Raw genomic sequence first — 22,560 nt, 5'->3', positions numbered from 1 at the left:
GTGGAGCGGGCCGGGCTGCGTTGGGGAGCAGCCCGTAGGCCCCGCTAGGCTGGGAAGCATGCCCAGCTTCGACGCCAGCTCTGCTGCCGCCGCCACGGTCCCCAGGCCCGTGGACGTCGACCGTATCCACGAGTGCGTCAAACGACTGGGACTGCGCTACTTCATCGACGACGAGGGCGACATCGGCATCCCCTGGCGCTACGTCACCGTCCACGCCATCTTTCAGGACACCAGGGCCGTCCAGATGCGCGGGATCTGGCACCGCATCGCCGATACCGAGCACCTGACCCAGCTGCGCGCCCTGGTCGAGGACTGGAACACCACCCGTATCGGTCCCAAGGCGTACCTCACCGTCGCCGACGGCGGAGTCGTGCGTCTTCACGGCGAGTACACCTACCCCCTCGAGGCGGGGATGACGGACCGGCAGCTCGAGGACTTCGTCTTCGGCGGCTGCCGACTCATCGTCGCCCTCATGCACGAGGCCGAGCAGCAGTTCCCCGACGAGCTGCGCGGAAGCCTGGAGCCGTGATGCCGCGACTGCAACGCCTCACCGACTTCATCGCACGCCTCCTGGGCAAGGAGTGGGACGTGCGGGCGCTGGACCATCAGCGCACCAACCAGCCGGGCGACTCGCGTGGCCGGCCCGACGAGCCGCCGACTGTCTCACCGTACTCCGTCGATCATATGGGGCCTGCAGGCTCAGCCGACTCGTCCGACCCGGCCGACTCCGGTGCCCCGTCGGAGTCGGCCCCCACGGCTGAGTCGGCACAGACCTCCGACGCCTCACACACCTGGTCGAGCAGACAAGGCCAGTTGGAGGAGGACCGAGCATCGGGAGGAGGGGGCACCGACCGCTCCGCGGATCTGGAGCCGACCGATGAGGCGCCCCAGGCACTGACCCTGGCAAGGATCGAGTCCATGCTCACCGGTCCCATGGAGTACAACGTTCAGCTGACCGACGACCGCGAGCCCCCCTGTCTCCTGGGCACCTGGGACTCCTTCCCCTTCGTCATCGAGATTCCTGAGGGGCACGAGGGCTGGCTCCTGGTCTCCGGGGACTGGGAGGAGGCCGCTCCCGCCTCCCAGCGCGACGAGATCGCCGCCAGCGTCAACGACTGGAACCGGGACAAGTTCTTCCCCACCGTCGGTGTCGTCGACACCCCCATCGGCCCGCTGGTACGCGCCACCTACCTCACCGACCTGTCCGCGGGGGTCACCGACGCCCAGCTGCGACTCCACCTGGACACGGCGCTTTCCGCCTGCACCCAGGCGCTCAGCCTCGTGGGCCCCCTCCTGCCGGAGATCTGAGCGCCCATGAGCCCAGCGGCCACCAGCGCCCCCCGCCTGCCGAGACTCGTCGTTGTGGGCCCCACCGCCACCGGCAAGTCCGACCTCGCCCTCGACCTCGCCGAGAAGATACAGGCCGATGAGCCGACGGCACGCGCCGAGATCATCAACGCCGACGCCTCCCTGCTCTACCGGGGCATGGACATCGGCACCGCCAAACCCAGCCCCGCCGAGCGGGCCCGCGTCCCCCACCACCAGATCGACGTCCTCACCGTCAGGGACCGGGCATCGGTGGCCGCCTTCCAGCGCAGCGCCCGCGGTGACATCGACGCCGTCGAGTCACGGGGCCACCTGCCGATCATCGCCGGAGGATCCGGCCTGTACGTGCGGGCCCTGACCGACGACCTCGACTTCCCCGGCACCGACCCGACCGTCCGCACCCGCCTGAGCGAGCGCGCCGAGAGGGAGGGGACCGCCGCCCTCCACGCCGAGCTGGCCCGCCTCGACCCGGCCGCAGCCGAGCGCGTCGAGGCCTCCAACACCCGCCGGATCGTACGGGCCCTCGAGGTCATCGAGATCACAGGCCGCCCCTTCTCCGCCTCCCTGCCCTGCTACGAGGACATCGCCCCCACCGTCCACATCGCCCTGCGCTGCGAGCGCCGACTCCTGGACCTGCGCATCAACGACCGGGCCCGCGCCATGTTCGAACGCGGCCTGGTCGAGGAGGTCGAGACCCTCATCGACCAGGGCATCCGGGAGGGGCAGACCGCCCCACGCGCCATCGGCTACGCCCAGGCTCTCGCGGTCATCGACGGGACCATGAGCGTGCCCGAGGCGGTCGACTCCACCGCCCTGGCCACCCGCCAGCTCGCCTCCCGCCAGATCAAGTGGTTCCGGCGTGACCCACGGCTGCACTGGATCGACGTCGCCCTCACTGAGACCGGGCAGTGCACCGACTCCGAGCGCTCCCGGATGGTCCGGCAGGCATGGGAGCTCGTCCTCGCACGTTGCGGCGTCGCTTAGGCTAGGAGTCATGCCGGACTCGACAGGTCTTCGCGGTCGTGAGCTCATCAAGGGCCACGCGACCCTCAACGACTTCCTCATGCTGGTCGACCCCAGCTGCGAGGTCGCCATCAGCGGCGCCGACATCGCAGCGGTCTGCGACCGCCACAGCGGCATCGGCGCCGACGGCTTCGTGCGCGTCGTGCGGACCACCGCCCTGCCCGGCGCCGGGGCCTTCGCCGCGGCGGTGCCCGAGGCCGAGTGGTTCATGGACTACTACAGCGCCGACGGAACCGTGGCCGAGATGAGCGGCAACGCCGCACGCCTGTTCGCCCACGTCCTGGACCGAGAGGGGCTGCGTCCCATCGCCGACGGCGAGTCCGTCACCATCGGCACACGTGGAGGTGCTCGCACCATCACCCGCCTGGACGAGCTGTGGACCGTGGACATGGGGCCGGTCCGCCTCACCAGCCCCGAGGAGGCCGACGACGAGGGCTGGGACACAGCCGTCGTCGTCCCCGGCCTGGCCGGGGAACGAGCCGCCCTGAGTGTCGAGCTCTCCGGCCCCCACACCGTCGTCGCCCTGGGGGAGGAGAACGAGCTCGAGGCGGCCGCCTTCGCCGGACTCACCGACTCCGCGGACCCGGTCGCCTACGACCCCGTCCCCGAGGCCGGCACCAACCTCGAGCTCGTCGTGCCGCTGGGGGAGGAGATCGACCCCGACAGCCAGTCACCGGTGGGTATCGCCCGCATGCGCGTCCTGGAGCGCGGCATGGGGGAGACCCCCTCCTATGGAGCGGGGTGCTGCGCCGTCGCCGTCGCCCTGCATACCTGGACCGGGCCGGGTGCTCCCGAGGACTACCGGCTGCTCGTTCCCGGCGGAGAGATCGGGGTCCATGTAGGCGCCGACCCCCTGGGCGAGGACAGCAGCGTGCTGCTGACCGGACCGGCCGCGATCACCGGACGGGTCACCATCGCCTGAGGCCCTTCAGGCCCGCCGCCATCCACACTGCTCCCGGACGTCGCACCGACGCCGCATCCGAGATAGAGAAACCGACTACCGCTATGACCCAGCCATCCACACGCACCGCAGTCGGCGCCATCCTGCCGACCGGCCTGATGCTCTTCGCCCTGTTCTTCGGGGCGGGTAACCTCATCTTCCCGCCCCTGCTGGGCGCCGCCTCGGGCAGGTCCTTCATCCCGGTCATGGCGGGCTTCATCGCCACCGGGGTGCTCATGCCGCTCATCACCGTCGTGGCCGTCTCGACCTCCGGGGAGGGGATCCTCGGCCTGGCCCGCAGAGTGGGACCCCGATTCGGCACAGTCATGCCGCTGGCGGTCTACCTGGCGATCGGCCCGCTGTACGCCATTGCCCGTGTCACCACGGTCGCCTACGAGCTGGCGACCCGCCCCGTTCTTGAGCTGTGGGGCTTCCACGACTCCCGCCTGGCCCTGCTGGTGCACGTGACGGTGTTCATGGGGGTGTCCTTCAGCATCGCCCGCAGCCCGAGCCGCCTGGCCGACCGCGTCGGCCGCTGGCTGACCCCCGCCCTGCTGGCCCTGCTTGCCCTGCTGTGCGGGGTCACCATCCTGATGTCCCCCGGGGTGGAGCGCGAGGCCATCGGACCCTATGCGAGTGATCCCCTGACCACTGGGCTGACTCAGGGATACCTCACCATGGACGTCCTGGCGGCCACCGTCTTCGGCATCGTGGTCATCACCTCCCTGCGCGAGCGCGGCCTGACCTCTCCCCGGGCGCTGGTGCGCGGCACGATCCTGTCCGGTGGTATCGCCGCCGCGCTCCTGGGGCTGGTGTACATCGGCCTGGCCGTCCTGGGAACCCGCACCCGTGGGCAGATCACCGCCGACACCAAGGACGGCACCGAGCTGCTGCGCAACGCGGCCTCCTCCACGCTGGGGACCTCGGGCGTCGTCATCTTCGCCGCCATCGTCATCCTGGCCTGCCTGACCACAGCCGTGGGGCTGCTGGCCTCCTGGGCCGGCTACGCCTACACCGCCTGGCCGGCCGTCTCCTTCAACCGACAGCTCGCCGCCTGCGCGATCGTCTCCTTCACCCTGGCCAACCTGGGGCTGAGCGCCATCCTCAAGATCGCGGGGCCATTGCTGTTCCTGCTCTACCCCTTCGCCATCGCCCTGGTTGCCGTGACACTGGTCGACGCCCTGGCACCGGGACGGCTCAGGGCCGCCTACCGATGGTGCGTGACCACAGCCGGGATCCTCGGATCCGTCTCCGCCATCACCGCCGCCGGCTGGGACGGCCCCAGCAAGCTGCTCGCGCGCACCGGGCTGTGGAGCGACTCCACCGGATGGATCCTGCCGGCACTCCTCGCCTTGGGGATCGGGATCGTTCTGGACGTCCGCTCAGGGGCCTGGTCCATGCCTGCGCCTGGGGAACCCCCCAGCCAGGTCCAGCACGACGTCGAGCACGCCGCCGCCTCACAGCTGTGAGCCGCCCGGCTCGCGGTAGCCTCTCGACGTGCCCAAGCCTCGCCCCAGTGTCCCACCCGAGACGCCGTGTCCGGACCATGAGCGGCTTCTGCCGACACTGCTCATCCCCGCCTTCGTCACGCTGCTGGCCGTCTCCTCGGTCAACGTCATCCTGCCGGCGGTCTCTCACAGCCTGAGTGCCGGTACCACAGGCCTCCAGCTCGTCGTCTCCGGCTACGCCCTCGTCTTTGGGGTCGCCCTCGTCCCGGCCGGCCGCGCCGGCGACGTCATGGGGCGGGGTCGGCTCTTCGTCATCGGCATGCTCCTGTTCGGGGTCGGAGCCCTCGCCTCGGGCCTGGCTCCTGACGTCGTCACCCTCAACCTGGCCCGTGTCGTCATGGGAGTCGGCTCAGGGCTGCTCAATCCTCAGGTGACCGGCATGATCCAGCAGTACTACTCCGGTGAGGCCCGAGGGCGCGCCTTCGGGCTCTTCGGAGCCGTCATCGGGGTCTCGGTGGCGCTGGGGCCGGTGCTCAGTGGCGGGTTCATCGGCTGGCTCGGGGACGACTGGGGCTGGCGCGCCTCCTTCCTCATCAACGTCCCCCTCGCCCTGGCCGGCATCTGGGCAGCGCACCGGTACCTGCCGGCCTCCGCCTGGCGCCGGGGGAGCGGCACGGACCAGACGGGCCGTGCCCATGCGACCGGGGCCGCCCACCGCAGCGGGGTCGATCTCGACCCGGTGGGGATGGGGCTGCTCGCCGCAGGCACGCTGCTGATCATGATCCCCTTCATGGAGGCCTCGGTCGGCGCCTGGATCTGGGGCCTGGAGGCCGCCGGCATCGGCGTCGTCGGTGCCTGGGTGGCCTGGGAGAAGCGCTACCGGGCCAGAGGCGGCGCCCCCATGGTGGACCTCAGCCTGCTGACCATCCCCTCCTTCGCCTACGGCAGCCTGGCCATCGCCGTGTACTTCCTGGGCTACACCTGCGTGTGGGTCATCGTGGCCCAGTACATCCAGGCCGGCCTGGGATCCACCGCGCTGGCCAGCGGCCTCATCGGAGTCCCGGCCGCCCTGGCGGCATCGATCACCGCGGCTGTCGCCGGCCGCCGGGTGATCCGGGTGGGGCGGGTCATGGTGCTCGGCGGCATGGTGCTGGGCATGGCCGGACTGCTTGCGAGTATCGGCATCATCCACATGCACGCGCGCGCAGGGTGGAGCCCCTGGTGGCTGACCCTCACGCTGCTGGTGCTCGGAGTGGGGCAGGGCCTCGTGGTCTCCCCGAACCAGGCCCTCTCCCTGGCCGACGTCCCCCTGGAGTACGCCGGGGCCGCAGGCGGCATCCTCCAGACCGGTGAGCGCATCGGCGCCTCCATCGGCATCGCCGCCGTCATGGGCCTGACCTTCCGCGTCTCGCACTCCTCGGGCTGGGAGGCCGCCGCCCAAGCAGGGCTGCTGGCCGTCGTTGCCGCCATCGCCGTGTCCGCCGGGGTCGCCGTCATCGACCTGCGCGTGGCGAAGCGACGACGCCGGTAGCCGGTCAGGACCGCCGCCAAGACCTTGGACGGCACCGTGCGCCGGGCGTCGCCCCGTCGTGTGTCAGCGGCGTACCCGCAGCATCCTGAAGCCCTTCGACGAGGCCATCCGGCTCACGTCCCAGCCCTGGTCCCTCAGCCAGGCCGCCAGGGAGTCGGCACCCAGGTTCTTGAGCACCACCAGCCAGGCCTCACCGTCATCGGACAGCAGCGACAGCCAGTCCAGCAGCAGAGCGTGCAGGGCGTCCTTACCGATGCGCACCGGAGGATTGGACCAGATGAGATCCACCGGCGTCGAGCTCTCGCGCAGCTCGGCCAGCAGTGTGTCGGCCGGGGAGACACGCACGTTGTCCAGGCCTGCGGCAGCGGCGTTGCGAGCGGTCAGCCTCAGCGAGCGCTCGTTGACATCGGTGGCCAGGACCCTCGCCCTCGGGGCAGCCTCCGCCAGGGCCAGCGTGATCGGCCCCCAGCCGCAGCCCAGGTCGAGGAACGTGCCGGTCTCGGACGGATCGGGAACGTGATCGAGGAGGACCTGGGTGCCCTTGTCGAGGCGGTCGGCGCTGAAGACGCCCGAGGCCGTGACCACCGTGCGTTCGACACCGCGGATCGAGAAGCGGTGGGTGCGCTCCTCGGCCTCGACGGCGGGGGACGCGGTGAAGTAGTGCTCGCTCACGCGGGCCAGGCTACCCAAGCTCTGCTCGTCGACAGAGGGAGGAAACCAAGGCGGTCATCAGTCCGCTGCCCCCTTACCAGGCGAGGAGTGCCGATTTTGCGAGACGCGGCTTTATGATAATACGATCGTGTCTCCATAGGGGTGCGGGCGGTAGGAGAGGGATGTTGTCATGAGCCGATACAGGGCTCTCGCAAAGGCGCTCAGCGGCTGGGCAATCTTGACGTTGGGGGTGACTCTTTCGATAGCGATCGCACAGGCTGTCGGATCCAGGACTGAGACCGGACCTGCATTCATTCGCGTGTCTCAGGCAGTTCTGGTCACATTGTTCGTTGTTCCCGCGATCGTGGCTTGTCGTCGTCTCCTTGACCGCAGGACTCTCGCCGGGATGGGCCTATCACGTCACTGGCCCGCCGCGGCCGCGACCGGGGTGGCCGTCGGTGTCTTGACCGGGGCTGTTGTGTGGACACCCGTGTTCTTGATCGGCTGGGCCCGGTTCGATCACCTCGAACCGGTGGCGCTCGCAACCTTCCTCGCAGTCAACGCGGTCGTCCTGCTACTTTACGAGGCATTGCCGGAGGAGATCGCGCTGCGCGGCTACGGGTGGTCGACTCTACGGGAAAGTTGGGGCCCGCTCGCGGCCACCATGACGATCACGGTTCTCTTCTGCCTCAGCACGGCGTTCAGCAATCTGATTCGAATGACGTCAACGCTCGTTCTAGGGGGTGGAATGACGGGCTTCTCTCTGGCGCCGAGCGGTAACGACCCCTTTTTCTACATAGTTTTGCTGTTCGTCTTCGGCCTCACACTGGTTGCGGCCCGACGGATCCCACTACCGGGTGCGCTTACCTCTGCGATCGCCTTCCATTTCACGTTTCTCACCATCAACCGCGTGCTTCTGGGTGGTCTTGGCTGGATCGACTCCGGGGTCGGGATCGAGTTCGCCACGCCAGAGGTGGCCGGGATCAGCCTTGTGCACGCTGCGCTTGCCGGAACTGTCTTCATGGTGGTGCGGCGGTGGCTGGAACGCCGCACAGCGGTTGTATCGAGGCGGGTAGCCTGATGTGATGACGATGTCTCCGCTACCATCCGACCCCGTGTCGGAAGGTCCGGTAGCACATCGGAGAAGCCAACGGGAGGCGCCTCCGGCGCCGTCGTCGGAGCCCTCGCCCCGAACATCGAGGTCTACGTCCTCGGGGAGATCCTGCGGGGCCTGGCCGCCGGGGCGCTCGCGACAGCGACCATGGGGGTCATGGTCACCGGCCTGCCCGACGCCTGGAGGCGGCTGTGCCTGGCGGGAGGATCGGGCATGTGTGTCGTGGCGGCCCTGGTCGGACCCGTCTACGCCTCCGGCGTCAGCGCCTCCTGGGGGCTGGCGCTGGGCCCTCGTGGCCCACCTGCCGCTGCTCATCGCGGCACGTGCCGTCATGGCCGGGCGGATCCGCGCTATCAGCCTGGATGAGGAGGCAGAGGGTGACGAGGCAGTGCCATGGCTGCCCGCCGGGGCCATGGCCACAGGTGTGGCGATCATCGGGGCGCTGCGCGCCTCCAGCCCCTGGTTCTGGCCCGGAGTCGCCGGCGGGACCACCAGGGACCCTGTGCCTGGCGGTCGGCCGGCGCGTGGGCATCGCCACCCTGATGTGGGTGTGCGCCTTTTTCCTGACCCTGGACTACCTGGTTGCTCCCAGCGCCCACGATGTCCTGGACATGACCCCGACCCAGATCGGCTGGGCGCTCACCGCAGGCGGTATCGGCTGGTCGGTCGTCGCGCTTGTCTGCGGGGCCCATCCGGCGTGGGAACCGAAGGCCTACCGCCGCCGCACCACGCTGGCCGCGGCCTTCTTCGTCCTCGGCGCCGCGCTTATGACCACCACGGTTCTCGGCCGACCGGGCTGGTGGGGGCTGCCCGTGGGCTACGGCGTGGCTGGCATCGGCATGGGCCTGACCCACCTGGTCACCATGAACCGCATCGTCACCGATCCCGCAGAGCCCGATGGCATCACCCACGTCCAGGCCGCCACCGCCGTGACGATCGCCGGTGCGGTTCTGGGGACGGTCACCACGGCCTTCGTCGCCCCCACGGCATCCGGTGTCGAGACGGACCGGCTGTGGCCGACAATCATCTTGCTCGCCGTGGGGCTCCTCCTCACCCCGCTGCTGGCCCGACGCGCCGCCCGAGTCGGCGGGTGGCCCCACGCGCCCACGGGCAGTAGCATCGCCCCCATGTGGATCCTTCGTATGCGCTGAAACGGCGGCCGGCGCCGCTCCCCGCCAGAACCATCGCGCCCCATCGGAGGGGCGCAGGCATACGACGAAGGACTTTTTGTGACCCATCACCACCCCAACACCCCCTCCACCCCCGACGAGGCAGCAGACCTCCGCGACGCCCGTGACGCTCATGAGACCCGTGACGTTCATGACGTCGTCGCCCGGGTCCTGTCCCGAACAGGGACCGCCCTGGCCTCCACCGCCGCCCAGCACGAGCATGCTGACGGCTACGAGGACGGTGGCGACGACGGCGCCCTCGAGCGGGAGGCCCGCGCCGCCCGCCGCCGTGTGGCCGGCCTGTCCACCGAGCTCGAGGACGTCAGCGAGGTCGAGTACCGCCAGGTCCGCCTGGAGAAGGTCGTCCTGGTCGGCCTGGAGCTGCCCCGGCCCCACGGCTCGGCCACCGGCGCACCGGGCGGCAGCGGCCTTCAGGTGCGCGACACCCAGGACGCCGACACCTCCCTGCGTGAGCTGGCCGCCCTGGCCCAGACCGCCGGCAGCGAGGTCCTCGACGCCCTCATCCAGAGGCGCGACCACCCCGATCCCGCCACCTACCTGGGCAGCGGCAAGGCGCGCGAGCTGGCTGAGGTGGTGGCCGCGGCCGGCGCCGACACGGTGATCGTCGACAGCGAGCTCGCCCCCTCCCAGCGCCGCGCCCTGGAGGACGTCGTCGGCGTCAAGGTCGTCGACCGCACCGCCCTCATCCTGGACATCTTCGCCCAGCATGCCAAGTCCCGTGAGGGCAAGGCCCAGGTCGAGCTCGCCCAGCTCGAGTACCTCCTGCCGCGCCTGCGCGGATGGGGAGAGTCCATGTCCCGACAGGCCGGAGGCCGTGTGGCCGCCGGTCAGGGCATCGGCTCGCGCGGCCCCGGAGAGACAAAGATCGAGCTCGACCGGCGCCGCATCCGCCAGCGCATGGCCCGCCTGCGCCGCGAGATCCAGGCCATGGCGCCCTCGCGTGAGACCAAGCGCGGCTCGCGCCGACGCGGAGCCATCCCCTCGGTGGCGATCGCCGGCTACACCAACGCCGGCAAGTCCTCCCTCATGAACCGCCTCACCGAGGCCGGCATCATGGTCGAGGACGCCCTGTTCGCCACCCTCGACCCCACCGTGCGGCGGGCCGAGACCTCCGAAGGGCGCACCTACACCCTCACCGACACCGTCGGTTTCGTGCGCAACCTGCCCCACGAGCTCATTGAGGCCTTCCGCTCCACCCTGGAGGAGGTGGCCGGGGCCGACCTCGTGCTGCACGTCGTCGACGCCGCCCACCCCGACCCCCTCAGCCAGGTGGCGGCCGTGCGCACCGTCCTGTCCGAGATCCCCGGCGCCCTGGACGTGCCCGAGCTCATCGTCCTCAACAAGACCGACCTCGCCGACGCCGTCACCCTGGCCGCGCTGCGCACCGGTCTGCCCGGAGCGGTCGCGGTCTCAGCCCGTACCGGTGAGGGGATCGAGGAGCTGCGCGCTCGCATCGAGCAGATGCTGCCCCACCCGCAGGTGAGCATCGACGTCGTGGTGCCCTACTCCCGCGGAGACCTCGTCTCCCGGGTCCACGCCGAGGGAGAGATCGACACGGTCGACTATGTCGAGACGGGGACTCACGTCGTCGCACGCGTCGGCGCCGCCCTGGCTGCGGAGATCGAGGGCGCCGCCGCGGGCGTCACCGTCGGCTGAGCCCCGCTGTGGCCCCGAGCGAGCCGTGCCAGACGGACCGGCCTGACACCGACAGCGCCAGTGACCGCAGGGTCCTGGACGTCCTGAACACCGCGGTGCGCTCCATGGGCGGCAGCCCCCGCCAGGGGCAGGCCACCATGGCCCGGGAGGTGACCCAGTCCCTGGCGGACGGCACCCACCTCCTGGTGCAGGCCGGCACCGGGACGGGAAAGTCGCTGGGCTACCTGGTCCCCGCCATGGTCCACGCGGTGCAGGCCGGTCATCGGGTCGTGGTCTCCACCGCCACCCTGGCCCTTCAGCGGCAGGTCCTCACCAAGGACGCGCCTCTGGCGGCCGACGCCGTCGAGCAGGTCACCGGCACCCGCCCCGAGGTGGCCCTGCTCAAGGGCTGGCAGAACTACTTGTGCCGGCACCGCCTGGACGGCGGCTACCCGCAGGACGAGGACGACTCCGCGCTCTTCGGCGTCGGGGAGGCCATCGCTCAACCGGCCGCCGGGCACGGGACCGACGCGAGCCTGGGGGAGCAGGTGGTCCGCCTGCGCGAGTGGGCGGCCAGAACGGACACCGGTGACCGCGACGACCTCGTCCCCGGCGTGTCCCAGCGCGCCTGGGCCCAGGTCTCCGTCTCCCGGGCCGAGTGCCTGGGGCAGTCCTGCCCCCTGAAGTCCGAGTGCTTCCCCGAGCTGGCGCGCGCCGCCGCCTCCCGGGCCGATCTCGTGGTGACCAACCACGCCATGCTCGGCGTGGTCGTGGCCGGCAACCCCGGTGTCCTTCCCGACCACCGGGTCCTCATCGTCGATGAGGCCCACGAGCTGGCCGACCGCATCCGCTCCCAGGGCACCATCGCCCTGTCGGCGGTCGCCGTGGCGCGCACAGCCGCCACCGCCCGCAAGCACGCCTCCGTACTGGTCAGCGAGCTGGAGTCCGCCGGCCAGACCCTCCAGCTCGCGCTGGCCGAGCTGCCCGACGGCAGGCTGGAGGCGCCCCTGCCCACAGCCCTGCACGATGCGCTGGTACTCCTGGCCGGCGCCGCCCGCCAGGTCGCCTCCGACGTGCGCGACCATGCCCGCGCCCTGGGGCGTGACCGCTCCAGTGAGGCCGCCGGAGGCCTGGCGGTCGCCCGCACCGCCGTCGGAGATCTGGTCGACGCCCTGGACCGCATGACCTCCGACTCGGTGGCCCAGGGCCGCGATGTCGCCTGGATCGAGCGTCCCCGCATGGGGGCCGAGCCCCCGCGGCTCCTCCTGGCCCCCATCGAGGTCGCCGGATCGGTGGCGAACCACCTGCTTGACGGTCGCACCGGCATCATGACGTCGGCGACCCTCGCCCTGGGGGACAGCTTTGAGCCCATGGCCCGTTCCCTGGGGCTGACCCTGGCGGAGCAGCCGTGGAAAGGCGTCGACGTCGGCTCCCCCTTCGACTACCCCCGCCAGGGCATCCTCTACGTGGCCGCCCACCTGCCCCGCCCCGGTGCCGGCATCTCGGAGGCAGCCCTGGATGAGATGCTCGCCCTGGTCGAGGCCTCCGGAGGCGGCATGCTGGGCCTGTTCTCCTCCAAGCGCGCGGCCCAGGAGGCCGCCGAGGTACTGCGCGGAGCCACCGACCTGCCCGTCTACGCCCAGGGCGACGACCAGCTGCCCACCCTGGTGCGGGCCTTCGCCGACGACGAGGCGGCCTGCCTGGTGGGCACCCTCTCGCTGTGGCAGGGCGTGGACGTGCCCGGACGCACCTGCCGTCTCGTCGTCATCGACCGCATCCCCTTCCCCCGCCCCGACGACCCGGTCGCCCAGGCCCGCACCGACGCCGTCGTGGCCGCCGGAGGCAATGGCTTCATGAGCGTGTCGGCCACCCACGCGGCTCTGCTCCTGGCCCAGGGGGCGGGGCGCCTCATTCGTCGCAGCCAGGACCGCGGTGTCGTCGCCGTCCTGGACTCGCGTCTGCGCACGGCGCGTTACGGGGGCTTTCTCACCCGCTCCATGCCCGCCCTGTGGCCGACGACGAAGCCCGATGTGGTCCGTGCCGCCCTGAGGCGTCTCGCCGTGCGGCCCGATGCCCCGGGGGAGGAGTGAACCTGCCGGCTGGGCCTTTCGGTATGTGCCCCTCGGGAGGAACTGCACGTAGGCTTGGCGTGAGCGGGTGCTCGCGCCCCTGCGGTCCTGCCCAGCAGATCCCATTGAGGAGAAGAACGTGTCAGACCACATCACCACTATCGCTGAAGGCTCCTACCCCACCAACCGTTCCGGCCGCCCCTCCAAAGTCGCTGTCATTGGTGCTGGGGCCGTTGGTTCCACCCTCGCCTACGCCTGTGTGACCAAGGGTGTTGCCCGCGAGGTCGTGCTGCAGGACATCGTCAAGGAGAAGGTCGAGGCCGAGGCCCTCGACATCGCCCAGGGAATCCAGTTCACCTCCGCCGGCTCCGTCTCGGGATCCGACGACCCCGAGATCTGCCGCGATGCGGATGTCATCGCCATCACTGCCGGTGCCAAGCAGAAGCCCGGCCAGTCCCGCCTCGAGCTCGCCGGCGCCACCGTCGGCATCATGGAGAAGATCCTTCCCAAGCTCGTCGAGGTCGCCCCCAACGCCATCTTCGTGCTCGTGGCCAACCCGGTGGACGTGGTGACCTACTGCGCCAAGAAGATCACCGGCCTGCCCGAGAACCAGGTCTTCGGCTCCGGCACAGTGCTGGACACGGCCCGGATGCGTTACCTCATCTCCCTGGAGACCGGAACGGCCGTTCAGAACATCCACGGCTACATCGCCGGTGAGCACGGCGACTCCGAGGTGCCCCTGTGGTCCTCCACCGAGATCGGTGGCGTGCCGATCACCCAGTGGGGCACCACCCTCGACGGCGGCGCGTTCGACGAGTCCAAGCGCGAGCGCATCGCCCACGACGTGGTCCGCTCCGCCTACCGCATCATCGAGGGCAAGGGCGCCACCAACTACGCCGTCGGCCTGGCCGTACAGCGCATCATCGGTGCCGTCCTCAACGACGAGCAGCGGGTGCTGACCATCTCCCCGCTGCTGGACGACTGGCACGGCATCTCCGACGTGTGCATGGCCGTACCCACGATCGTGGGACGTGAGGGCGCCGGGCGTCGCCTCGAGCTGCCCCTGACCTCGGATGAGAGGGAGCGCCTGATCGCCTCCGCCGACCACCTGCGTGAGGTCGCACGCGGCCTGGGCTACTGAGCCGTCGGTCTGAACCACTGAAGGACCGCCCCGCTGACCGGGGCGGTCCTTCTCTCATGCAGGCTGCCGTGCGTGACTACAGGGCACGCAGCACCGTGACCACCTTGCCCAAGATCGTGGCATGGTCTCCGTCGATCGGGGGGTAGCTGGAGTTGCGGGGGAGCAGCCACTGGTGGCCGTCGCGACGCGAGAGCACCTTGACCGTTGCCGAGGCGCCGTCGACATCCTCGATCATGGCCGCCACGATCTCGCCGTTGGCCGCGTCTGGCTGGGAGCGCACCACCACCCAGTCACCGTCGCAGATGGCCGCATCGATCATCGAGTCCCCGTGCACCTCCAGCATGAAGAGCTCGCCCTCACCGGTCAGGCGGCGGGGCAGGGCCATGACGTCGGTGACGTCCTGCTCTGCCAGGATCGGGGTTCCGGCGGCGATCCGTCCCACCAGCGGAACGGCGACCGCGTCCCCGTCCTCGACGCCGGGGATGCTGGGGGAGTCGAGTGAGGAGATGTGAGCGGTGCCGCCGGAGGCGGCTGCGCGGCCACTGGGACTGCTGTCGGCGGTGACGACCTCCATCGCCCGAGGGCGATTGGGGTCTCGGCGCACCAGGCCCAGGCGCTCGAGCTTGTCCAGCTGGTGCTTGACGGAGGAGGGGCTGGTCAGTCCCACCTGCTCGCCGATCTCACGCAGTGAGGGCGGGTACCCGTGGGCGGCGATGGCCTCGCGGACAGCTTCATAGACCGCACGGGCGCGCGTGTCGAGGCCGCTGACGGCCTCCGTGACCGTCGCTGCGCTGGTCGCCTCAGAACCGCCGGTTCCGGCGTGCGGCCCTGGAGCCGGTGAGGCGCCCCGGTCTGCTGTGGTGCTCATGGTCCTTGCCCTCCCTGCCGGACGGCCCTCAGGCCCGGGGGCGTCAAGGGCGCGGAATAGATGTCGGTGGTCCGTGATCGTCTTGGACACGACCAGCCTACCGGCGAGACGACCACGATTCAAACACATGTTCGAAGAGGTGCTGGACGTGTCGCCCTTCAGGCGCTAATGTGTCGAACAAGCGTTCGTCGAACATGTGTTCAGGAGGTTGCTGTGAGCGTCATCGCCATCCCACTGCCGTCCCGCCAGGCTTCTCGGGCTCGGACTGATGAGCCTGTCGCGGGATCGGCCCATGGCCGGGGTGCCGGGCAGTCCTCCCGTCGGCCTCGGCTGAGGCTGGTCACCGACGACTTCGTCCCCGAGGTTCCCGTGCGGCGCAGCGTCGGCGGTCCGCTGCGCCCCATGCCCGCATCCGTCTGCGTCCCGGCGGCGCCGGCGATGCGTCGCCCCGCCACACCCGCGGCTCTGCGTGATCGTCGCGCGGAGCTGGAGAGGCTGGCCCCTCAGCACCCGGCAGTGCGAGCCGCCGGGCTGCGACGTGGCGCTCAGCAGGAGCAGGGGCGGCAGAACAACGCCGCTCAGGACGCTGGGGGGAATGAATCCAGCCCGTCCAGCTCGAGGGAGGCGGCTGGGGGAGAGGCGCGTTCCCGGGAGGGGCTGCGACTTCTTCGCAGCGGCTCCGCAGTCATTGTCGCGGCCTTCGTGCTCGCCTGCTGCGGACTGACCATCGGAGCCCTGGCGGGCCTGGTCTCACCGGTCCCCGCTACGGCCGTTGCTCACGTATCGGCGGACACGACCACCACAGTTGTTCGTCCCGGACAGTCCCTGTGGGACATCGCCGAGTCGAGCGGGACCTCGGACGTCCCGGGGATGGTGGCCCGGATCGTCGAGCTCAACGATCTCCAGGGAACCGCCGTCCGTGCCGGGCAGACGCTTGAGGTGCCTACGGCGTGAGAACTGGTGCGCGGATCGCACCTTGAGGCGGGCTTGCGGGGCGGCCCGCCGGGCGTTTACTCTCCGATGGACTGACACGTAGTCCAGTGAGATCGGAGGTCGCAGGCGTGCACTGCCCCTTCTGCCGTCATGACGGCTCGCGCGTTGTCGACTCCCGGACCGCGGAGGACGGCACCTCGATCCGTCGTCGTCGTGAGTGTCAGCAGTGTGGGCGCCGCTTCACCACTCTGGAGACCGCCAGCCTGTCGGTCCGGAAACGCTCCGGTGTCGTCGAGCCCTTCAGTCGGGACAAGGTCGTGGTCGGGGTCAGGCGCGCCTGTCAGGGGCGTCCCGTCTCCGACGATCAGCTCGCGCTTCTGGCGCACCAGGTTGAGGAGGCCATTCGCGCAGGAGGTCAGGCGCTCGTCGACTCCCACGACGTCGGGCTGGCGATCCTGGGCCCCTTGCGTGAGCTGGACCAGATCGCCTACCTGCGCTTCGCCTCGGTCTACTCCTCCTTCGACTCCCTGGAGGACTTCGAGAAGGCCATTGCCGGGCTGCGCAACGCCGAGGCGGTCTCCTAGCGTCAGTGGCCGATGAGGGCCTGCGCGGCGTGAGGAGTCCGTCAGGGGCCTCTGTCGAAGAAGGACGTGGCAAACTGAGATTATGCGCGTCCTCATCGTCTCCGACTGCTACCCGCCGCGACTGGGCGGCATCGAGACTCAGGTGCGGGATCTCGCCCGCAACCTGAAGCGGGCCGGCCATGAGCCCGCCGTCGTCACCGCAACGCCGGTGGGTGGTGGTCGTGGCCGCAGCGTTGAGAGAGCCGATGGCTTCCCCGTCTACCGAACCACCGCGCACCTGCCCAGTGAGCTGCCCGTTCATCCCCGAGCCGGGCGCGAGCTCGATGACCTCCTGTCCCGTCTGCGTCCTGACGTCGTTCACGCCCATGTCGGCATCGTCTCGCCCTTCGCCTGGTCCGGCATCGCCGCGGCCCGGCGGGTGGGGCTCCCCCTGTCCGTCACCTTCCACTGCGTCCTGGGGCCCTGGGCGTCAGTGGCCGGGGTGCTGGGGCCCGCCAGTCCCGTGCGCCTGTGGCAGCGCGGCGGTGCCGACCTGACAGCCGTGTCCTCCATGCTCGCCTCCGAGGTCAAGCGCGCCGGCGCTCAGGATCCCGTCACCGTTCTGCCCAACGGCATCACCGTCGAGGACTGGCGCCTGGAACGCCCCGGTCCCCAGGGACGACAGCCTCACCGACCGGTCACGGTCGTGGCCTCCCTGCGGTGGGTCGAGCGCAAGCGCCCTCTACAGGTCGTGCGCGCCTTCGCCCAGGCGGTCAGGAGCACCCCCGGGAGCGATGCGCTCCTCAGGATCTACGGGGACGGCCCGCTGCGCGACAGGCTCGCCCGTGAGGTCGCCGAATCCGGCCTGCCCGACCGCATCACGCTCGTGGGGCGCGTTGAGCGCACTGAGCTCGCCCAGGCCTTCACGCGTGCGGACATCTACCTGCAGACCTCGCCCGCCGACTCCTTCGGCATCTCCACCCTTGAGGCCCGCAGTGCAGGACTGGCGGTCGTCGCTCTGCGCTCCAGCGGAGTCAGCGACTTCGTCACCGATGGTGTTGATGGTCTCCTGGCCGACGACGAGTCCGGCCTGGCCCGCGAGCTCGCCACTCTTCTGGGGGATGACGAGCTGCTCGAGCGCATCAAGGCCCACAACTACGAGAACGTCCCCTTGCCTGAGTGGGGCTCCGTGGTGCAGATGAACGTCGAGGCGTACCGGCGAGCCATCGACCTGGCAGGTGCGTGAGCCCGGCTGGGCGCGCGAGCCGGCGCCGGGGCGAGGGGGTGATCGGCCCCGTCAGACGGTGCCTGTGTCGCTGAGCACCTCGGAGAGCCGACGCGCTGCGGCCATGACCACGTGTCCATGGACCCGGCCGGGCTGGCGCCCCATGCGCTCAATGGGGCCGGAGATCGAGATCGCGGCCACCACCTTGCCTCCGGGGCCGCGTACCGGCGCCGAGACGGAGGCGACTCCGGGCTCGCGCTCGCCAACCGACTGAGCCCATCCCCGACGTCGGACCGCCGAGAGCATGGTGGCGGTGAAGCGGGCTCCCACCAGGCCGCGGTGCAGGCGGTCTGGCTCCTCCCAGGCGAGGAGCACCTGGGCCGCCGAGCCGCCCTGCATGGACATGGTGGCGCCCACAGGGATGGAGTCACGCAGTCCGATCGGGCGCTCGGCATTGGCCACACAGATGCGCACGTCACCTTGGCGGCGGTAGAGCTGCGCCGACTCGTGGGTCTTGTCGCGCAGGGCCGCCAGCACCGGTCCGGCGGCGGACAGGAGATGGTCCTCGCCCGCGGCGCTGGCCAGCTCGGTGAGCCTGGGGCCCAGGATGAAGCGTCCCTGTGAGTCGCGGGTGACCAGGCGGTGGAACTCCAGGGCGACCGCGATGCGGTGCGCCGTGGGGCGGGCCAGGTGCGTGGTGGACACGAGCTGGGCCAGAGTCGCCGGTCCCGACTCCAGCGCGCTCATCACCAGGGCCGCCTTGTCGATCACGCCGACGCCGCTGCTGTCGTTCTCCGGGGAGTTCTCTAAGGGGCTGTCCATAATCTGATACTGTCATTTCAAGGTATGAGATTTCAAGTTAGGGTCGTCCCGGGAAGCGGCGCAGTGTCAGCATCCTGGGGTCAAGGCGGTGCTCGGTGGCCTCGGATGCGGCGCGGCCGCCTCGTGCGGTCTGTGCGGGCCAGCAGCGTCTCCGGGCGCTCCTGAGTGCGGGGCGGATCGGGAACACCTGTTGCTGAGAGGATGAAGTCGATGGGAATGACTCTCGCCGAGAAGGTCTGGCGCGATCATGTGGTGTCCAAGGGTACCGACGGTGCACCAGACCTGCTGTACATCGACCTTCACCTGGTCCATGAGGTCACCAGCCCCCAGGCCTTCGAGGGGCTGCGCCTGGCCGGACGCAAGGTCCGTCGCACCGACCTGACCATCGCCACGGAGGACCACAACACCCCCACCGTGGACATTGATCTACCGATCGCCGACGTCACCAGCCGCGCCCAGATCGAGACCCTGCGCGCCAACTGCGCCGAGTTCGGGGTGCGTCTGCACTCCCTGGGGGACTCCGACCAGGGGATCGTCCACGCCGTCGGCCCGCAGCTGGGGTTGACTCAACCCGCCATGACCGTGGTCTGCGGCGACTCCCACACCTCCACCCACGGCGCCTTCGGGGCGCTCGCCTTCGGCATCGGCACCTCCCAGGTCGAGCACGTCCTGGCCACTCAGACCCTGCCCATCGCCCCCTTCAAGACGATGAGCGTCACCATCGACGGAGACCTGCCCTCGGGCAGCGGGGCCAAGGACATCATCCTGGCCATCATCGCCAAGATCGGCACCAACGGGGCGCAGGGGCATGTCATTGAGTATCGTGGCCGGGCCATTGAGCAGCTCTCGATGGAGGCCCGGATGACGATCTGCAACATGAGCATCGAGGGCGGGGCCCGGGCCGGCATGATCGCCCCGGACCAGACCACCTTCGACTACCTCAAGGACCGTCCTCACGCACCTGTCGGCGAGGACTGGGACGCCGCCGTGGAGTACTGGTCCAGCCTGCGCACCGATCCCGATGCCGTCTTCGACACCGAGGTGGTTCTTCAGGCCGAGGACATCGAGCCCTTCGTCACCTGGGGCACCAATCCCGGGCAGGGCCTGCCGCTGTCGGCGCGCGTCCCCGACCCCGAGGACATCGCCGACGCCACTGAGCGGCTCGCCGCCGAACGAGCCCTGGAGTACATGGACCTCGTTCCGGGAACGCCCTTGCGTGACATCAAGGTCGACACCGTCTTCATCGGATCGTGCACCAACGGCCGTATCGAGGACCTGCGGGCCGCCGCCGAGGTGGTGCGTGGGCGCAAGAAGGCCGAAGGGCTGCGCATGCTCGTGGTGCCGGCCTCCGCCCGGGTGCGTCTGCAGGCCGAGGCCGAGGGGCTGGACCGGGTCTTCACGAGCTTCGGTGCCGAGTGGCGCAACGCCGGCTGCTCCATGTGCTTGGCCATGAACCCCGACAAGCTCTCCTCCGGGGAGCGCGCGGCCTCCACCTCCAACCGCAACTTCGAGGGACGTCAAGGAAAAGGTGGACGGACCCACCTCGTCTCGCCCGTCGTCGCCGCGGCCACCGCCGTGCGGGGGGCGCTGTCGGCGCCAGGGGATCTGCCGCCACGGCCTGCCGCCTCGCTGGATGCGGGCACCTCCGCCGGCTCCGCTCCGGATGCGGGCGACATCCCAACGGTCACGGCGGTTGCGCCGGTCTCCACCGCGCCTCCTGCGACCGTCCTGTAGAGGACGTTGCCGATCGGGAGACGAAGGCATACAGGCGAGTAGAGGCCCAGTAGAGGCCGAGTTGAGGCAAGGAGCTCAAAGACTGTGGACAAGTTCATCCGACACACGGGCATCGGTGCCCCGTTGCGGCGCAGCGCCGTCGATACCGACCAGATCATCCCGGCGGTGTATCTCAAACGCATCACCCGCACGGGCTTCGACGACGCCCTGTTCGCCTCCTGGCGGGCCGGTGAGCCCGACTTCATCCTCAATCAGGACGCTTACAAACGAGCTTCCGTGCTCGTCGCCGGCCCTGATTTCGGCACGGGCTCCTCGCGGGAGCACGCAGTGTGGGCGCTCAAGGACTACGGGTTCAAGGTCGTCCTGGCGCCTCGCTTCGCCGACATCTTCCGCGGCAACGCCGGCAAGCAGGGGCTGGTGGCCGGAGTGGTCTCCCAGGAGGACTGCGAGCAGCTGTGGAAGATCCTCGAGACCGAGCCGGGCACCGAGGTGACGGTGGACCTGGAGAACCGTACGGTTGAGGCCGGATCGTTCCGCTGCGCCTTCGCCATCGATGACTACGTGCGCTGGATTCTCATGGAGGGGCTCGACGACATCTCCCTGACCCTCACTCAGGAGGACGCCATCCGCGCCTACGAGGAGGCCCGCCCGGCCTTCAAGCCGCGTACCCTGCCGGCCAAGCACTTGCCGACCCAGGAGGTCGTCTCGGCCCGGGCCGCGGACATGCCCCGGCCCTGAGCGGGACCTGGGCGGTTCGGATCCTGCCCGCTCAAAGAGTTCCTCCTCCGAATTTCATCCGCATTGGAACGGTGTTGGATAGGAATAATCGGGATTCTCTGTGAGTCGAAGGCCACCTGATACAGCCCTGAAAAAGGTCCTGGGAGCCCCTCCGGTGCGCTTATGCTGGGACGGCCTCGCGCGCCTGCGCGGGGATGGGTGAGCGGCTCACGCGCGCGGCACGCCCAGATGACGTCATGGAGGTGTGCATGGTCGACGGTCTGCTCCAGGTCGAGGGCGGTCGCCCGCTGACTGGTGAGATCACCGTCCGCGGAGCCAAGAACCTGGTTCCCAAGGCGATGGTGGCGGCGCTGCTGGGGTCGTCTCCCTCGGTGCTGCGCAATGTCCCGCTCATTCGTGACGTCGACGTGGTCTCAGGGCTGTTGAGCCTGCACGGCGTGAGCATCGACTACGACCAGCAGGAGGGCGTCCTCCAGCTGGACCCGTCCAAGGTCGAGTCGGCTCATATGGCGGACATTGACGCGCACGCCGGCTCCTCGCGCATTCCTATCCTCTTCTGCGGTCCGCTCCTGCACCGCCTGGGGGAGGCCTTCATCCCTGACCTGGGCGGGTGCCGTATCGGTGATCGCCCCATCGACTTCCACCTGGAGATCCTGCGTCAGTTCGGCGCCGTGGTCGACAAGCAGGCGCAGGGCATCCGGCTGACCGCGCCTCACGGTCTCAACGGAACCGTCATCGAGCTTCCCTACCCCTCAGTCGGAGCCACCGAGCAGACCCTGCTCACTGCTGTGCGCGCCAACGGGCTGACCGAGCTGCGCAACGCCGCCGTCGAGCCCGAGATCATGGACCTGGTCGACGTCCTGCAGAAGATGGGCGCCATCATCTCGGTGGACACCGATCGCACCATCCACGTCGAGGGCGTCAACGAGCTGTGCGGTTACACCCACTCGGCCCTGCCCGACCGTATTGAGGCGGCCTCCTGGGCCTCTGCCGCCCTGGCCACTCGTGGGGACGTGTTCGTGCGCGGAGCCCACCAGAGCCACATGACCACCTTCCTCAACACCTTCCGCAAGGTGGGGGGCGCCTTCGACGTCACTGATGAAGGCATCCGCTTCTACCACCTCGGTGGGGACCTGAAGTCGATCGTGGTGGAGACCAACGTCCACCCCGGCTTCATGACCGACTGGCAGCAGCCTCTCGTCGTGGCGCTCACCCAGGCCCAGGGCCTGTCCATCGTCCACGAGACCGTCTACGAGAACCGCTTTGGGTTCACCGGTGCCCTTCGCAAGATGGGGGCCACCATCCAGGTCTACCGAGAGTGCCTGGGCGGTACCGAGTGCCGTTTCGGCCAGCGCAACTTCTACCACTCGGCGGTCATCTCCGGGCCTACCCCGCTGACCGGTGCCGACATCGTCGTCCCTGACCTGCGCGGTGGCTTCTCCCACCTCATCGCGGCCCTGACCGCCGAGGGCACCAGCCGCGTCGAAGGCGTCAACCTCATCGATCGCGGCTACGAGCACTTCATGTCCAAGCTGGAGTCCCTCAACGCCGCCGTCACCCGCCTGGCCTGATGCGGAACCGCTCAGCCGGCGCTCTCAGCGAGGTCGGC

The 22,560-nt window shown here is 69.8% G+C and carries 21 protein-coding genes; 18 read left to right on the top strand and 3 right to left on the bottom strand.

Annotation, left to right across the window (positions count from 1 at the left end; translation table 11 throughout):
• Nucleotides 1-58: 58 nt before the first annotated feature.
• From RIV12_RS02155 to RIV12_RS02130, 6 genes are all read left to right on the top strand, one after another.
• Complete coding sequence (locus tag RIV12_RS02155; RefSeq protein WP_075419004.1) at nucleotides 59-529, top strand: YbjN domain-containing protein; 471 nt, start codon at nucleotides 59-61, stop codon at nucleotides 527-529.
• Entirely contained in the window at nucleotides 529-1,308 is a 780-nt protein-coding gene (locus RIV12_RS02150; protein WP_309321885.1) for a type III secretion system chaperone family protein, read from the top strand. The genes RIV12_RS02155 and RIV12_RS02150 overlap by 1 nt, the downstream gene beginning before the upstream one ends.
• A 6-nt stretch (nucleotides 1,309-1,314) precedes the next feature.
• Entirely contained in the window at nucleotides 1,315-2,310 is a 996-nt protein-coding gene (gene miaA, locus RIV12_RS02145; protein ID WP_309321884.1) for a tRNA (adenosine(37)-N6)-dimethylallyltransferase MiaA, read from the top strand.
• Nucleotides 2,311-2,320: 10 nt separating this feature from the next.
• A complete protein-coding gene (locus RIV12_RS02140) occupies nucleotides 2,321-3,271 on the top strand; it encodes a diaminopimelate epimerase (RefSeq protein WP_309321883.1) in 951 nt (316 codons plus the stop codon).
• 83 nt (nucleotides 3,272-3,354) lie between these two features.
• The gene (gene brnQ, locus RIV12_RS02135) at nucleotides 3,355-4,758 is read left to right on the top strand and encodes a branched-chain amino acid transport system II carrier protein (RefSeq protein ID WP_309321881.1); all 1,404 of its coding nucleotides are present in this window, start codon (nucleotides 3,355-3,357) and stop codon (nucleotides 4,756-4,758) included.
• Between the two features lie 28 nt (nucleotides 4,759-4,786).
• Nucleotides 4,787-6,268: an MFS transporter gene (locus tag RIV12_RS02130; protein WP_309321879.1), complete on the top strand. Its 1,482-nt coding sequence runs from the start codon at nucleotides 4,787-4,789 to the stop codon at nucleotides 6,266-6,268.
• A 63-nt stretch (nucleotides 6,269-6,331) separates the two neighbouring features.
• Here the strand turns inward: RIV12_RS02130 and RIV12_RS02125 are convergent, their stop codons facing one another.
• On the bottom strand, nucleotides 6,332-6,940 hold the full coding sequence (locus RIV12_RS02125; protein ID WP_309321877.1) for a class I SAM-dependent methyltransferase: 609 nt from the start codon (nucleotides 6,938-6,940) through the stop codon (nucleotides 6,332-6,334).
• A gap of 169 nt (nucleotides 6,941-7,109) precedes the next feature.
• Here RIV12_RS02125 and RIV12_RS02120 point away from each other — a divergent pair, with 169 nt between their 5' ends.
• From RIV12_RS02120 to RIV12_RS02095, 6 genes are all read left to right on the top strand, one after another.
• Nucleotides 7,110-8,000 carry a hypothetical protein gene (locus tag RIV12_RS02120; RefSeq protein WP_309321875.1) on the top strand — a complete coding sequence of 297 codons (891 nt, stop codon included), beginning with the start codon at nucleotides 7,110-7,112 and terminating at the stop codon, nucleotides 7,998-8,000.
• Nucleotides 8,001-8,189: 189 nt separating this feature from the next.
• Nucleotides 8,190-8,399: a hypothetical protein gene (locus RIV12_RS02115; RefSeq protein ID WP_309321873.1), complete on the top strand. Its 210-nt coding sequence runs from the start codon at nucleotides 8,190-8,192 to the stop codon at nucleotides 8,397-8,399.
• A gap of 182 nt (nucleotides 8,400-8,581) precedes the next feature.
• A complete protein-coding gene (locus tag RIV12_RS02110; protein WP_309321871.1) occupies nucleotides 8,582-9,184 on the top strand; it encodes an MFS transporter in 603 nt (200 codons plus the stop codon).
• 78 nt (nucleotides 9,185-9,262) lie between these two features.
• Nucleotides 9,263-10,879: a GTPase HflX gene (gene hflX / locus RIV12_RS02105; protein ID WP_309321869.1), complete on the top strand. Its 1,617-nt coding sequence runs from the start codon at nucleotides 9,263-9,265 to the stop codon at nucleotides 10,877-10,879.
• 8 nt (nucleotides 10,880-10,887) lie between these two features.
• Nucleotides 10,888-12,948, top strand: coding sequence for an ATP-dependent DNA helicase (locus tag RIV12_RS02100; protein WP_309321867.1), 2,061 nt, complete (start codon nucleotides 10,888-10,890; stop codon nucleotides 12,946-12,948).
• Nucleotides 12,949-13,066: 118 nt separating this feature from the next.
• Nucleotides 13,067-14,068, top strand: a complete 1,002-nt coding sequence (locus tag RIV12_RS02095) for an L-lactate dehydrogenase (RefSeq protein WP_309321866.1) — start codon at nucleotides 13,067-13,069, stop codon at nucleotides 14,066-14,068.
• Between the two features lie 76 nt (nucleotides 14,069-14,144).
• Here RIV12_RS02095 and lexA read toward each other — a convergent pair whose 3' ends face one another.
• Nucleotides 14,145-14,936: a transcriptional repressor LexA gene (lexA, locus tag RIV12_RS02090; RefSeq protein ID WP_075419014.1), complete on the bottom strand. Its 792-nt coding sequence runs from the start codon at nucleotides 14,934-14,936 to the stop codon at nucleotides 14,145-14,147.
• A 213-nt stretch (nucleotides 14,937-15,149) separates the two neighbouring features.
• Between lexA and RIV12_RS02085 the strand changes: the two genes are divergently transcribed.
• The 3 genes from RIV12_RS02085 (at nucleotide 15,150) to RIV12_RS02075 (ending at nucleotide 17,678) form a co-directional block, all read left to right on the top strand.
• Nucleotides 15,150-15,890 (top strand): LysM peptidoglycan-binding domain-containing protein, encoded by a 741-nt coding sequence (locus RIV12_RS02085; RefSeq protein ID WP_309321864.1) that lies wholly within the window; start codon nucleotides 15,150-15,152, stop codon nucleotides 15,888-15,890.
• Between the two features lie 107 nt (nucleotides 15,891-15,997).
• Nucleotides 15,998-16,453, top strand: coding sequence for a transcriptional regulator NrdR (nrdR, locus tag RIV12_RS02080; RefSeq protein ID WP_075419016.1), 456 nt, complete (start codon nucleotides 15,998-16,000; stop codon nucleotides 16,451-16,453).
• An 82-nt stretch (nucleotides 16,454-16,535) separates the two neighbouring features.
• Entirely contained in the window at nucleotides 16,536-17,678 is a 1,143-nt protein-coding gene (locus RIV12_RS02075) for a glycosyltransferase family 4 protein (protein ID WP_309321862.1), read from the top strand.
• Between the two features lie 51 nt (nucleotides 17,679-17,729).
• On the opposite strand, the gene RIV12_RS02070 is transcribed toward RIV12_RS02075, so the two are convergent.
• Nucleotides 17,730-18,479, bottom strand: a complete 750-nt coding sequence (locus RIV12_RS02070; RefSeq protein ID WP_309321861.1) for an IclR family transcriptional regulator — start codon at nucleotides 18,477-18,479, stop codon at nucleotides 17,730-17,732.
• Nucleotides 18,480-18,689: 210 nt separating this feature from the next.
• Between RIV12_RS02070 and leuC the strand changes: the two genes are divergently transcribed.
• The 3 genes from leuC (at nucleotide 18,690) to murA (ending at nucleotide 22,522) form a co-directional block, all read left to right on the top strand.
• Nucleotides 18,690-20,213, top strand: a complete 1,524-nt coding sequence (gene leuC, locus RIV12_RS02065) for a 3-isopropylmalate dehydratase large subunit (protein WP_309321859.1) — start codon at nucleotides 18,690-18,692, stop codon at nucleotides 20,211-20,213.
• An 84-nt stretch (nucleotides 20,214-20,297) separates the two neighbouring features.
• Nucleotides 20,298-20,951, top strand: coding sequence for a 3-isopropylmalate dehydratase small subunit (gene leuD / locus RIV12_RS02060; protein ID WP_075419020.1), 654 nt, complete (start codon nucleotides 20,298-20,300; stop codon nucleotides 20,949-20,951).
• 248 nt (nucleotides 20,952-21,199) lie between these two features.
• Complete coding sequence (gene murA / locus RIV12_RS02055; protein ID WP_309321857.1) at nucleotides 21,200-22,522, top strand: UDP-N-acetylglucosamine 1-carboxyvinyltransferase; 1,323 nt, start codon at nucleotides 21,200-21,202, stop codon at nucleotides 22,520-22,522.
• Nucleotides 22,523-22,560: the final 38 nt, after the last annotated feature.

The sequence above is a fragment of the Actinomyces stomatis genome (assembly GCF_031292835.1).
In the GTDB taxonomy this organism is placed as follows: Bacteria; Actinomycetota; Actinomycetes; order Actinomycetales; family Actinomycetaceae; genus Actinomyces; species Actinomyces stomatis.
Note: the sequence above shows the minus strand (reverse complement) of the source record. Positions and strands in the feature narration are given on the sequence as shown.

Bases quoted from the DNA above. Each gene is read 5' to 3' on its own strand.
- RIV12_RS02155 (WP_075419004.1), top strand. From the start codon at position 59: ATGCCCAGCTTCGACGCCAGCTCTGCTGCCGCCGCCACGGTCCCCAGG.
- RIV12_RS02150 (WP_309321885.1), top strand. From the start codon at position 529: ATGCCGCGACTGCAACGCCTCACCGACTTCATCGCACGCCTCCTGGGC.
- miaA (WP_309321884.1), top strand. From the start codon at position 1,315: ATGAGCCCAGCGGCCACCAGCGCCCCCCGCCTGCCGAGACTCGTCGTT.
- RIV12_RS02140 (WP_309321883.1), top strand. From the start codon at position 2,321: ATGCCGGACTCGACAGGTCTTCGCGGTCGTGAGCTCATCAAGGGCCAC.
- brnQ (WP_309321881.1), top strand. From the start codon at position 3,355: ATGACCCAGCCATCCACACGCACCGCAGTCGGCGCCATCCTGCCGACC.
- RIV12_RS02120 (WP_309321875.1), top strand. From the start codon at position 7,110: ATGAGCCGATACAGGGCTCTCGCAAAGGCGCTCAGCGGCTGGGCAATC.
- RIV12_RS02115 (WP_309321873.1), top strand. From the start codon at position 8,190: ATGGTCACCGGCCTGCCCGACGCCTGGAGGCGGCTGTGCCTGGCGGGA.
- lexA (WP_075419014.1), bottom strand. From the start codon at position 14,936: ATGAGCACCACAGCAGACCGGGGCGCCTCACCGGCTCCAGGGCCGCAC.
- RIV12_RS02075 (WP_309321862.1), top strand. From the start codon at position 16,536: ATGCGCGTCCTCATCGTCTCCGACTGCTACCCGCCGCGACTGGGCGGC.
- RIV12_RS02070 (WP_309321861.1), bottom strand. From the start codon at position 18,479: ATGGACAGCCCCTTAGAGAACTCCCCGGAGAACGACAGCAGCGGCGTC.
- leuC (WP_309321859.1), top strand. From the start codon at position 18,690: ATGGGAATGACTCTCGCCGAGAAGGTCTGGCGCGATCATGTGGTGTCC.
- murA (WP_309321857.1), top strand. From the start codon at position 21,200: ATGGTCGACGGTCTGCTCCAGGTCGAGGGCGGTCGCCCGCTGACTGGT.